This is a genomic window from Altererythrobacter litoralis, from assembly GCF_036324225.1.
Classification (GTDB): Bacteria; Pseudomonadota; Alphaproteobacteria; order Sphingomonadales; family Sphingomonadaceae; genus Erythrobacter; species Erythrobacter litoralis_A.
In genome coordinates, this window is record NZ_JAZDQV010000015.1 from 1 (window position 1) to 11,194 (window position 11,194).

12 protein-coding genes are annotated in these 11,194 nt (G+C 63.3%); 6 read left to right on the forward strand and 6 right to left on the reverse strand.

What is annotated here, in order from left to right; all coding sequences use genetic code 11:
- Positions 1 to 83 precede the first annotated feature (83 nt).
- The 4 genes from nadA to VRS74_RS12195 all read right to left on the reverse strand — a co-directional run bounded on the left by nadA (position 84) and on the right by VRS74_RS12195 (position 3,015).
- Entirely contained in the window at positions 84 to 1,070 is a 987-nt protein-coding gene (gene nadA, locus VRS74_RS12180; protein WP_354145502.1) for a quinolinate synthase NadA, read from the reverse strand.
- Positions 1,071 to 1,242: 172 nt separating this feature from the next.
- Entirely contained in the window at positions 1,243 to 1,632 is a 390-nt protein-coding gene (locus VRS74_RS12185; protein WP_354145503.1) for a hypothetical protein, read from the reverse strand.
- A gap of 75 nt (positions 1,633 to 1,707) precedes the next feature.
- On the reverse strand, positions 1,708 to 1,902 hold the full coding sequence (locus VRS74_RS12190; protein WP_354145504.1) for a hypothetical protein: 195 nt from the start codon (positions 1,900 to 1,902) through the stop codon (positions 1,708 to 1,710).
- Between the two features lie 240 nt (positions 1,903 to 2,142).
- On the reverse strand, positions 2,143 to 3,015 hold the full coding sequence (locus VRS74_RS12195) for an MBL fold metallo-hydrolase (protein ID WP_354145505.1): 873 nt from the start codon (positions 3,013 to 3,015) through the stop codon (positions 2,143 to 2,145).
- Between the two features lie 60 nt (positions 3,016 to 3,075).
- Here VRS74_RS12195 and glpK point away from each other — a divergent pair, with 60 nt between their 5' ends.
- A complete protein-coding gene (gene glpK, locus VRS74_RS12200; protein WP_354145506.1) occupies positions 3,076 to 4,545 on the forward strand; it encodes a glycerol kinase GlpK in 1,470 nt (489 codons plus the stop codon).
- 19 nt (positions 4,546 to 4,564) lie between these two features.
- Here glpK and VRS74_RS12205 read toward each other — a convergent pair whose 3' ends face one another.
- Both VRS74_RS12205 and VRS74_RS12210 read right to left on the reverse strand, forming a co-directional pair.
- The gene (locus VRS74_RS12205) at positions 4,565 to 5,023 is read right to left on the reverse strand and encodes a DUF1465 family protein (RefSeq protein WP_354145507.1); all 459 of its coding nucleotides are present in this window, start codon (positions 5,021 to 5,023) and stop codon (positions 4,565 to 4,567) included.
- A gap of 231 nt (positions 5,024 to 5,254) precedes the next feature.
- Positions 5,255 to 5,452 carry a YdcH family protein gene (locus VRS74_RS12210; RefSeq protein WP_354145508.1) on the reverse strand — a complete coding sequence of 66 codons (198 nt, stop codon included), beginning with the start codon at positions 5,450 to 5,452 and terminating at the stop codon, positions 5,255 to 5,257.
- Positions 5,453 to 5,619: 167 nt separating this feature from the next.
- Here VRS74_RS12210 and VRS74_RS12215 point away from each other — a divergent pair, with 167 nt between their 5' ends.
- From VRS74_RS12215 to tilS, 5 genes are all read left to right on the forward strand, one after another.
- Positions 5,620 to 5,775 (forward strand): YdcH family protein, encoded by a 156-nt coding sequence (locus VRS74_RS12215; RefSeq protein WP_354145509.1) that lies wholly within the window; start codon positions 5,620 to 5,622, stop codon positions 5,773 to 5,775.
- Positions 5,776 to 5,879: 104 nt separating this feature from the next.
- Positions 5,880 to 8,150: a phosphoenolpyruvate--protein phosphotransferase gene (gene ptsP, locus VRS74_RS12220; RefSeq protein ID WP_354145510.1), complete on the forward strand. Its 2,271-nt coding sequence runs from the start codon at positions 5,880 to 5,882 to the stop codon at positions 8,148 to 8,150.
- A 136-nt stretch (positions 8,151 to 8,286) separates the two neighbouring features.
- Positions 8,287 to 9,120, forward strand: coding sequence for a helix-turn-helix domain-containing protein (locus VRS74_RS12225; protein ID WP_354145511.1), 834 nt, complete (start codon positions 8,287 to 8,289; stop codon positions 9,118 to 9,120).
- A gap of 141 nt (positions 9,121 to 9,261) precedes the next feature.
- Complete coding sequence (locus VRS74_RS12230; protein ID WP_354145512.1) at positions 9,262 to 10,245, forward strand: tetratricopeptide repeat protein; 984 nt, start codon at positions 9,262 to 9,264, stop codon at positions 10,243 to 10,245.
- Positions 10,246 to 10,288: 43 nt separating this feature from the next.
- On the forward strand, positions 10,289 to 11,194 hold the full coding sequence (gene tilS / locus VRS74_RS12235; RefSeq protein WP_354145513.1) for a tRNA lysidine(34) synthetase TilS: 906 nt from the start codon (positions 10,289 to 10,291) through the stop codon (positions 11,192 to 11,194).

The window sequence follows — 11,194 nt, forward strand, 5'->3', positions numbered from 1 at the left end:
CGCAGCACCTCCTCAGTGCCGCGAGTGAATCAAGGCTTCGCCGCCAAGGCAAGCGATTTAATGGGTCCTGAGCCTAGCGAGGGTCAGACCTTGCCGAGGTCGCCCTTGCCAACGGTGCCGCCCGCCATTTCCAGCATCCGGTCGAGGCTCTTCTTGGCAGCCAGGCGCAGATCTTCCTCGATCTCGATGCGCGGCTCAAGGTCGCGCAGCGCCACGTAGAGCTTTTCCATCGTGTTGAGAGCCATGTAGGGGCAGATGTTGCAGCTGCAGTTGCCGTCCGCTCCCGGCGCGCCGATGAAGTTTTTTTCGGGCAGCGCCTTTTTCATCTGGTGGATGATGTGCGGCTCGGTCGCCACGATCAGCGTGTCGCCTTCGAATTTCTTGGCGAATTTCAATATGCCGCTGGTCGAGCCGACATAATCGGCATGGTCGATGATCGAGGGGGGGCATTCGGGGTGCGCAGCTAATGGCGCGCCGGGGTGTTTTTCCTTCAGCTTGAGCAGCTCGGTTTCGCTAAAAGCCTCGTGCACGATGCACACGCCCGGCCACAGCAGCATCGCGCGGCCGAATTTACGGCTAAGATAGCCGCCAAGATGTCGGTCGGGCCCGAAGATGATCTTCTGCTCAGGCGGGATCTGGGCAAGGATCGTCTCGGCGCTGGAGCTGGTGACGATGACATCGCTCAGCGCCTTAACTTCGGTCGAACAGTTGATGTAGGTCAGCGCGATGTGATCAGGATGCGCCTCGCGAAAGGCCCTGAACTTCTCGGGCGGGCAGCTATCTTCAAGGCTGCAACCAGCGTCCATGTCGGGCAGAATCACGATCTTTTCGGGGCTGAGGATTTTGGCCGTTTCCGCCATGAACTTGACCCCGCAAAAAGCGATCACGTCAGCGTCGGTTTCGGCAGCCTTGCGGCTGAGCTCGAGCGAATCCCCCACGAAGTCGGCAATGTCCTGGATATCGGCCGTTTGGTAGTAATGCGCCAGGATCACCGCGTTGCGCTCTTTGCGCAAGCGATCGATCTCGGCCAGCAGGTCTTTGCCGGTGGGGACTTTGGTCTCGTCGCTCATCAATCATTCCAGTCAGTTGCCGCTGGCATCCATATAGGGCGCCAGCGGCAATTTGCGAGCGCGTTTCGGCCGATATTACATCGCAAAGCCGGGGGGCATGAAGGCCTCTATCGGTCGATCCGCGCCGGGCGTGCCCGCCACGACCTGTTCGGTCAGCGAAACGCCCAGCGGGCTATAGGCGATGAGATCGGCCAATACCTGCGCGCCCAGGACCCCACAGCCATGCCGGATGCACTTTGCCGCTTCGGCGCCAGTCGGCGATCGCCCCGACCAGCGGGAAGATCATCGTGACCACTATCATGATCCGCCATGCGTGCGGCATCAGCAGCGGCATCGGAAGCAGGCGGCCAAGGCCAGGGCCCGTCAGAATCGCCATCGCGCAGATCATCAGGCGGCGATGCCAGCCAGTGTGGCGCCGCGCCGTCAACGCAGCAAAGCCCAGCCCGGCGAACATGAGCAATTGCAGGGTGTTGCTGACCATAAATTCGTTCTGGTCGAAGAAAAACGGTCCACCGTTCCGCCGCATCGATGCGAACATGATGGTAAAGCCCATCACCACCATCAACGGGATCCAGAGATAAGCGAGTTGCCCGAGCCTTTTGTGCAAGGCGACATTGCCGCCTGCGATGAAATTGGCCTAAGTCAGGAAAATCACCACCCAACCGAAGAACACCATGCCGTGCACGTGATACTGCCACGGCACGTCGAAGCTCGAGCGGCCCATCGCAAGATTGGTGACGAACCCGGCCACGATGATGAGGGACATGACCCAAGCCATGATCTGTAAGAATCGCCGTTCGGGATCGGCGTGGATTTTGAAAGTAGTTGCCATTGTTTGAAACCCTCCTCGTCCCCGCCTGAACCATATATCGGAGCGGCCTTGCGGGCAAGTCGGGTGCCAGAAGGCCCTTTTGCTCCGAGCCGCTAGGAAGGCTCGACCAAATGCTTCCAGCTATCGGCGACCGATCGGGAGCGCTCGACCAAGCGCCTTATCCGATCGTCGAATGCACTAGCGCTGCTACCTTTTGGCGCTCTGCTCAGAGAGTTTCCAAACCGGCAGCCACCAGTGTCGCTACGCGAGGGCCCATATTCCTTCGCTGGTCGAGGACACCATCCCGCGCTTCTCCAGGTCGAGCAGATGCGCAGTCACGCTCATCTGCGCGGCCTTGACCAGCCGCTCATCAAGGCCCTTGTACATTTCCGGGATGAATTCGGGTGTCGTGCGGGCGCGCGCTCCCAGCAGCCGCAGGATCTGATTTTCGCGCTGGCGGCGATGGCCCATCATCCCCCGCACCAACTGGCGCGGTTTTTCGATTGGCTCGCCATGGGCCGAATAATAGACGCGATCATTGCGCGCCTGCAGCTTGTCGAGGCTCTTCATGTAGTCTCCCATGTCGCCATCGGGCGGTATCACCACGCTGGTCGACCAGCCCATCACATGATCGCCGGTGAACAGCGCGCCGCTTTCCTCAAGCGCGAAGCACAGATGGTTCGACGTGTGTCCCGGCGTATGCAACGCGCGCAGGGTCCAGCCAGTCCCGGTCATCGCCTCGCCATCCTCCAGCACGCGATCGGGGGCATAGGTGGTGTCGAAGGCTTCATCCGAACGCGGCAGATCGCTTTCGATCACCAGCGGCGCGCAGCCTACCACAGGCGCGCCCGTGCGCTCCGAGAGCGGCGCAGCAGCCGGTGAATGGTCGCGGTGCGTGTGGGTGCACATGATCGCAACCACTTTGGCATCACCGATTGCCGCCAAAATCGCATTGATATGCGCTTCGTCCGCCGGGCCGGGATCGATCAACGCCACATCGCCGGCATTGCCCACGATATAGGTCTGGGTGCCGGTGTATGTATAGGGCGAGGGATTGGGCGCGAGCACCCGCCGCACGAGCGGTTCGCATTGTTCGGCCATACCGGTGGGCCAGGGCTTAGGAGGTAACGCCATGGCTTGCATATGGCGATGAGCCTGCCACATGTCACGCCTGAGAGAATTGGGAGGCTGCGCGTGAGTGAATTTATCCTGGTGCTCGACGAGGGGACGACATCGACCCGTGCGATGCTGTTCGATCGTGGAGGCGCGCTCAAAGGCGTCGCGCAGCAGGAACTCACTCAGCATTACCCTACGCCCGGCTGGGTCGAACATTACGCCGCCGAGATCTGGGACAAGACGCTCGCCTGCGCGCGCGAAGTTACTGAAAAGGCGGGCGGTGCTGAGCAAATCGCATGCATCGGCATCACCAACCAGCGCGAAACGGTGGTGGCGTGGGATCGCACGACCGGCGAACCGCTCGCCCGCGCCATCGTGTGGCAGGACCGGCGGACAGCTGATTTCTGCGCGAATCTGCGAAAAGCCGGACACGAGGCGGAAGTGCAGCGCCGCACCGGGCTGCTGCTCGATCCCTATTTCTCAGGCACCAAGATGCGCTGGCTGCTCGATAATGACGCGGCGGTGCGCGGCGCATCGGAGGCGGGTCGCCTCGCTCTGGGAACGGTCGAAAGCTGGCTTGTCTTCAAGCTCACTGGCGGCGCGCATGTCTCCGATGCCAGCAATGCCAGCCGCACTTTGCTGATGGAACTGGGCGGAGTGGGCTTCGACGAGGGGCTGTGCGAATTGTTTGGCGTGCCACATGGCGCACTGCCGCGAGTGGTCGACAATGCGGGCGAGTTGGGATTGGCACGGGCCGAATGGCTTGGGCGCGAGATCCCGATCACCGGGCTCGCGGGCGACCAGCAGGCCGCCACCATCGGGCAGGCTTGCCTTTCCCCGGGGGAAACCAAGGCGACCTTTGGCACTGGCGCTTTCGTGCTGACCAACAAGGGGCGCGAAATTCCCGAATCTGCCAATCGCCTGCTCGGCACGGTGCTCTACCAATTGGACGGGCAGCGCATCTATGCGCTCGAAGGCTCGGTCTTCGTCGCGGGCAGCCTGGTGCAATGGCTGCGCGATTCACTCGGCATCGTCGATGTCGCTGCGCAGACCGAAGCGCTCGCCCGCTCGATCCCTGACAGCGGCGGAGTAACGATCGTGCCCGCGCTCACCGGCCTTGGCGCGCCGCATTGGCGGGCCGAAGCGCGCGGGGTGATAACGGGCCTCAGCTTCGCCAGCGGCAAGGCCGAACTGGCGCGCGCCGCGCTGGAGGCGATGGCGCACCAGACGCATGACCTTGCCGAGGCATTCGCGGCGGACGGCGCACGCTGGGCTACACTGCGGATTGACGGCGGAATGAGCGCCAATAACTGGATGGCTCAGGACCTCGCCGACATGCTCGGCCTGCCGGTAGAACGGCCCGATTTCGTCGAAACGACCGCGCTGGGCACTGCGATGCTGGCTGCAACGGGGGCCGGGATTCATCCGGACCTGCCAACCGCGGCCTCTGCCATGCGCGGCGATATGAGCAGTTTTGCGCCGGAGATGGCGGCGGAGGTCCGGAACGAGCGGCTTGCACGCTGGCATGCCGCACTTGCGGCCGCCTGAGATATGAAGTCCTGGGAACTCAGCGCTGGCTAAGCGCGCGGCCAAGGCGTTCGTGCATGTTGTGCACGACGGGCTGCGCGTCGAAGCGTTCGCCCCATGCCTGGTCGAGCCGGGCGATGCGGCGGTGTAGCCGGATCGTATCGTCGATCAGGTCGCGCGTGCCATGTTCGAGCAGATCGAGATCCTCGGACCGCGATGGACGATCTTCCGGCAGACGCCCATGGCGCCGCAGCTGCGCTTCGTTGAGTTCGCCCGCAAAGAAGGCGCGCTGGTTGAGCAGCCACGCAAGGATATGCATCATGCGCGTCGTAGCCCGCAGCCCTTCGCTCGATAGCGCCAATCGCAGATGGTCGCTGGTGTCGGCTGCAGGCTCGCCCATCCCCAGCGCGAACACTGAACGCACTTCATCGGCGAGCAACAGGGCTTCGCTGTAAAGCGACTCAATGATCGGGCGCGAAAGGCTGGTGGTACGAACCATGGCGACACCGCTAAGCCTTTGATCGGGCCAAGGTCCAGAGCGGCAACCATATTCTCCGCCACTTCTCGGGCCATTGTCCCAAACCGGTACGGATCGGGTTGCTGCATTAACCAAAGAGACGCCAAAAAACACGTTATTTCCGTATGTTCGATGCAGGCAGCGCAGTCATCTGACGGCGGGCGGTTTACGATGTCGGTACGCTGTCCGCTGGCACGCGCGGCGCTGCCGCGATCAAGCTATGATATCGGGCAGCAGCGTGTCTTCGATCAGCGCGATCTGGTCTTTCAACCTGAGCTTGCGTTTCTTCAGGCGAGCGATTTGCAGTTGATCTTGCGATCCGGCTTCGGTCAGCGCGGTGATTGCGGCATCGAGATCGCGATGCTCGTTACGCAGCAGTTCCAGCCGCTTGCGAAACTCCTGCTCGGTCAATCAAGTGCCTCCCGAAAATGTCTTTGGCTCGCGCGGCGGACGTTACGTGCCGAATAGGGGGTCGGCCGGTCTTTTCAAGATAGGGATATTATGATTTGATGACAATTCGCGGCTCGTCCGCGTCTGGACGAGTCGCTCCTGTGAATAATGCACAGAGGAGAACCTTGATGGAATCGTCGCACGTCCAATCGCTGCAATCCAAACATGCCGGTCTCGAAGCCCGTCTTCGCGAGGAAATGAACCGGCCCGCGCCCGACCTTGCGATGGTCCAGCAACTCAAGAAGCACAAGTTGCGCATCAAGGAAGAACTCGCCGCCACCTGAACGGCTGCGTCCTTTCCATCCCTGAACTGAGATCGCCGCCTGGCCTGTGCAGGCGATGCAATGTGTCGTTTTGCATTGCGCCCAAGCTGCTATAGGTACGGCCGATGTCTGCCACTGCCTCCGCCCGTCTGATCCTCACTCGCCTGCATGAGGTGATGGCTTCGCGCCTCCATGCGCAGGGCAAGCTCGACCAAGTGGTCGATGTTATCGGGCAAAGCCTCGATAGCGAGGTCTGCTCGATCTACCTCCTGCGCGAAGGCATGCTGGAACTGTTCGCGACCCGCGGCCTCAACAAGAGCGCGGTCCACGTCACTCGTATGGCGATCGGCGAAGGCCTGACTGGCACGATCGCTGCCAATATCGAAACGCTGAACCTGGCCGAGGCAAAGGCGCATCCGGACTTCCAGTATCGCCCCGAAACGGGCGAAGAGAAGTATCACAGCTTCGCCGGCGTCCCGATCGTCTATCGCGAGCGCGCGGTGGGCGTGTTGTGCGTGCAACATGTCGACCCGCGGCGTTACGAGGACATCGAGATCGAGGCGCTGCAGACCACCGCCATGGTCCTGTCCGAGCTTATCGCCAATGCCGGTTTGATCGATGAGGAAGAGGCGCTGGGCCTGACTGAGGGGCAGACCGGCACCCACACGGTGACCGGGCTGACGCTGGTAAAGGGGCTGGCTGCAGGCCAGGCGGTCTACCACCAGCCGCGCGTCACGATTGACCAGGTGATGGCGGACGACATCGAGGCGGAGCGGCAGCGAGTCTACCGCGCATTTGACAAGATGCGCGAGCAGATCGACAACATGGCCAGCCAGGCCGAATTCGGCGGCGCTGGCGAGCATGAAGAGGTCCTCGAGACCTACAAGATGTTCGCCTATGACGAAGGCTGGAGTCGCCGCATCAATGAAGCGATCGATAGCGGGCTCACTGCCGAAGCCGCGATTGAACGCGTTCAACAGCGCACCCGCATGCGGATGCGTGAAATCGATGATCCGCTTCTGGCCGACCGAATGCACGACCTTGAGGATCTGGCGAACCGGTTGCTGCGCATTGTCTCGGGCCAGCTTGGCACAGCCGCGCAGCAAGGGCTGCCGCGAGATTCGATCCTGATCGCGCGCAATCTCGGCCCGGCCGAACTGCTCGAATACGACCGGCGTCGGCTCAAAGGCGTGATCCTCGATGAAGGCTCGCTCACCGCGCATGTGGTGATCGTGGCGCGCGCCATGGGTATACCTGTGCTCGGTCGCGCGCGGGGGATCCGCGGGATTATCCGCGATGGCGACGAGATCCTGCTCGATGCCGATCATTCGACCGCGACGATCCGCCCCTCGCCTCAGGTGACGGCTGCGTTCGACGAGCGCTTCGCCAAGACGCGCGAGAAGCAGGCCGCCTATGCCAAGCTGCGCGACGTCGAACCCTTCACGCGTTGCGGCACCAGGATACAGGTGATGATCAACGCCGGCCTGCGCGACGATATCTCGGCGCTGGCGATGACCGGGGCCGACGGGGTCGGGTTGTTCCGCACCGAGTTCCAGTTCCTAGTTTCCGCGACGCTGCCCCAGCGCGAGCGCCAGACGCGGCTCTATCGCGACGTGCTCGATGCAGCCGGCGACAAGCCGGTGATCTTTCGCACGGTCGATATCGGCGGCGACAAGGCTGTGCCCTATCTCCAGTCCGAACATGCCGAGCACGACGAGAACCCCGCGATGGGCTGGCGCGCGCTGCGGCTCGCGCTGGAGCGCGAAGGCTTGCTCAAGGTGCAGGCGCGTGCATTGCTGGAAGCGGCGGCAGGGCGGGATCTCTATGTGATGTTCCCGATGGTGTCGGAGCCGTGGGAGTTCGACGCCGCCAAACAGGTGTTCGAAGACCAGCTCAACCATCTTCGCACGAAGAAAAAGCTTTTGCCGGATTCGATCCGTTTCGGTGCGATGCTGGAAGTGCCCGCGCTGGCCGAGGTTCTCGACATCCTTTTGCCGCGCATTCATTTCCTGTCGGTTGGCACCAACGACCTCACGCAATTCCTGTTCGCGGCGGATCGCGCCAATCCCAAGCTGGCCGAGCGGTACGACTGGCTAAGCCCCTCGATCCTGCGGTTCCTGCGGCGCGTGTCGCTGGCGATGGTCGGTCAGCAGGTAGAGTTGGGTATTTGCGGCGAGATGGGTGGGCGCAGGCTCGAGGCGCTGGCACTGCTCGGCATCGGCTTCCGCCGCTTGTCGATCACGCCCGCCGCAGTCGGCCCCATCAAGGAACTGGTGCGCAAGGTGGACCTTGGCGAAATCACTTCGGCAATGAATGGCTGGCTGTCAGACCCGACGGTGAACCTGCGAAAGGAACTGCAGGCATGGGCCGACCAGCGTGGCATCGAAACCGACTGAAGCCGGCACATCCCGGATTCATTGACCCTATGTGCGAGACGGCTCGTCCCGATCCGGCATCGGGGCGCGTTCGGCGCGCTTGACACCATCGGCGGGACGGCGTTCTTCTGCCACGGGAAAAAAGGGTCGCAAAACCATGGATGAGGAAGAGATCGTCTCGCACGATGGAGAATTGCCGCTCGAAGGCGTCGCGCAGAAACTGAGACGGGCGCGTGAGGAGCAGAAGCTTTCGCTCGCCGACATGGCCGGGCGGACGCGCATCGCGCTGCGCCATATCGAGCTCATTGAGCGAGGCGATTTTGCCGAACTGCCTGCGCGGACCTATGCGATCGGTTTCACTCGCACCTATGCCCGCGAACTTGGGCTCGACGAGAACCAGCTGCTGGCCGAGCTCCGCGAGGAGCTGGCGCAGGGCGGGGCGCATCGCCATTCATATGCTCCCGGGTTCGAACCGGGCGATCCGGCGAAAGTGCCGCCGCCGGGGATTGTCTGGGCTTCCATTATCGCTGTGCTGCTGCTCGCCATTGGCGCCTACGTCTTCTACGCGCGCTTCTATGCGCCGGGCGCCGATCCGGCACCGATCGTGGCAGAGGCTGAGAGCGTGCCCGCGCCCGCACCCAGCACTGCCGTCCCTGAGCCGAATGTGCCTACCGCTTTGCCCGACGAGGTTGTGTTCACTGCATTGGAAGATGGCGTGCGGGTGAGCTTTTACGAGGCCGGAGGGCGCAGGCTCGAACAGAAGCTGATGGCCCGCGGCGAGCGCTTTGTGGTGCCTGCGGACGCGCGAGACCCGCGCATCTGGACCGGCAGGCCCGATGCCTTTGCGATCACAATCGGCGGCCAGCCCGCACCCAAGTTGGCCGAGCAGCAGGTGACCGTGCGCGATGTCGCGATTACGGCGCAGGCGCTGCGCGAGCGTCCACAACCGGCTGCGACGCCGGAGCCGGCCCCGCAGGTTGTAACCGACTGAGGATTTCCCACCATTTTGGCGGGTCAACGGCTCGACTTGAGCGGGCGGTTTGAGGCAGGATTCGCCTGAGGTTCAGGCATGGCGTGGCAGACCCCCGGGGGCTGCGTGCCAGCCTGCCATTCTGATCGAGGAGTTCGGCAAGTGAAATTGTTCCCCCTTTCGCGTGCGGCTGCTGCCGGGCTTGCCTTGGCCGTGGCGGTGACTGCGCCCGTACCTGCATTGGCGCAGGAGCAGTCGTCCGAAGCGCGTATCCGCAAGATCGAGTCCGAAATCCGCGCCTTGCAACGCCAAGTCTTCCCCGGTGGCGATGCGCGCTTCTTCGAGCCCGAGATCAGTACCGCCCAGGCGCCTGATCGCAATCCCGCCAGCACGACTTCTACTACGGCCGTCACCGATATTCTCGTACGCCTCGATACGATCGAGGCCCAGTTGCAAAGCCTGACCGCAGCGGGTGAAGAGAACCGCAATGCGGTCGCTTTGCTGGAAGAGCGGGTGGCGGCGCTAGAAGCGAATGGCGCTCCAGTTCCAGACGAAACGAGCGCGCCAGCCGAAGAGCCAGCCGCAACCCAGAGCAATCTCGCGGCGATGACGGGTACTGCTGCGCGCCAGACTGCCGAACTGCCGCCGGCGGCAGCTACCGCTCCGGCCACTACCGCGGCGGCAACACCCGCTGCGACCGGGCCCACTGCGACCCGTCTCGCAGGGGTGCAGGCGATCACCAAGCCGCAGACCGAAGACGCCGGGGATGACGAATACACCTACGGCTTCCGCCTGTGGGAAGCCCGCTATTTCCCCGAAGCGCAGCAGCAGCTCTCGCTCTTCGTCGAGAAATACCCCAGCCACTGGCGCACAACCTATGGCCGCAATTTGCTCGGCCGTGCCTATCTTGACGATGGCAAGGCACGCGAAGCGGCGCCCTGGTTCCTGCGCAATTACCAGGTCGACAAGCAGGCCGCGCGCGCTGGCGACAGCCTGCTGTACCTTGCCGAGACAATGATCGTCCTCAACGACACCAGCCGCGCCTGCATCGCCCTGGCCGAATTCGCCGAGACCTATCCGGCGCTCGCGACCGGCCGCCTGCAGAGCCAGTACGATTCCAACCGGCAAAAGGTGAAATGCAATTGATAGGGCGCTCCCTCCCGAACTGATCGCGCGCCTTGCCGCGGAGTTGGCCCGTCTCGGGGCGGGCTCCGCGCGACTGGGTGTGGCGGTTTCGGGCGGGCCGGACAGCCTTGCATTGCTGTTGCTGGCTGCAGCGGCGCGCCCGGGCGCAATCGAAGCTGCCACGGTCGATCACGGATTGCGTCCCGAAAGCGCCGCCGAAGCGGAGATGGTCGTAGCCCTGTGTGCGGAACTTGGCGTTCCGCATGCGGTGCTCAAGGTGGAAGTGGCGCCGGGCAATCTGCAGCAGGAAGCGCGGTTGGCACGTTACCGCGCTCTGGCCGAATGGCAGCAGGCTCGTGGCATCGATATCCTGCTGACAGCCCACCATGCCGACGATCAGGCCGAAACGCTGTTGATGCGGCTCAACCGCGGCAGCGGGCTGGGGGGCCTTGCCGGAGTTCGTTCGCGTGGCAGCAATCCCGCCAGTGGCGGAATCGTGCTGCGCCCTCTTCTGGGCTGGCGCAAGGAAGAGCTAGAGCGGATTGTGCGGGATTGCGGCGTGGCCCCAGCGCGCGATCCCTCGAACGAGGACGACCGTTTCGACCGTGCGCGGATTCGCAAGGCTTTGGCCGCGGCTGATTGGCTCGATCCGGCGGCTCTTGCCCAAAGCGCCGCATGGCTGGCCGACGCAGAGGCGGCGCTGGAACATTATGCGCAGTCGGAGTGGGAAACGCAGGTCGACTTGGCGAATAGCGAGATCCGCTATTGTCCCGAACCAACGGCGCCACGCGAGATCCGCTTGCGGGTACTGGCGCGCGCACTTGAGCGGCTCGGCGGCCAGCCGCGCCTGTCGCAAGTCGCCGAATTGCTCGACGTGCTTGAGCGCGGCGAAGGGGCTAATCTCGCCGGTGTGCTAGCGCGGGCGGAGAAGGGCCTCTGGGTGCTCCGACCCGAGCCGCCCCGCCGCTAG

Bases quoted from the DNA above. Each gene is read 5' to 3' on its own strand.
- ptsP (WP_354145510.1), top strand. From the start codon at position 5,880: ATGTCTGCCACTGCCTCCGCCCGTCTGATCCTCACTCGCCTGCATGAG.
- VRS74_RS12225 (WP_354145511.1), top strand. From the start codon at position 8,287: ATGGATGAGGAAGAGATCGTCTCGCACGATGGAGAATTGCCGCTCGAA.
- VRS74_RS12215 (WP_354145509.1), top strand. From the start codon at position 5,620: ATGGAATCGTCGCACGTCCAATCGCTGCAATCCAAACATGCCGGTCTC.
- VRS74_RS12205 (WP_354145507.1), bottom strand. From the start codon at position 5,023: ATGGTTCGTACCACCAGCCTTTCGCGCCCGATCATTGAGTCGCTTTAC.
- nadA (WP_354145502.1), bottom strand. From the start codon at position 1,070: ATGAGCGACGAGACCAAAGTCCCCACCGGCAAAGACCTGCTGGCCGAG.
- VRS74_RS12190 (WP_354145504.1), bottom strand. From the start codon at position 1,902: ATGGCAACTACTTTCAAAATCCACGCCGATCCCGAACGGCGATTCTTA.
- VRS74_RS12185 (WP_354145503.1), bottom strand. From the start codon at position 1,632: ATGGTGGTGATGGGCTTTACCATCATGTTCGCATCGATGCGGCGGAAC.
- VRS74_RS12195 (WP_354145505.1), bottom strand. From the start codon at position 3,015: ATGGCGTTACCTCCTAAGCCCTGGCCCACCGGTATGGCCGAACAATGC.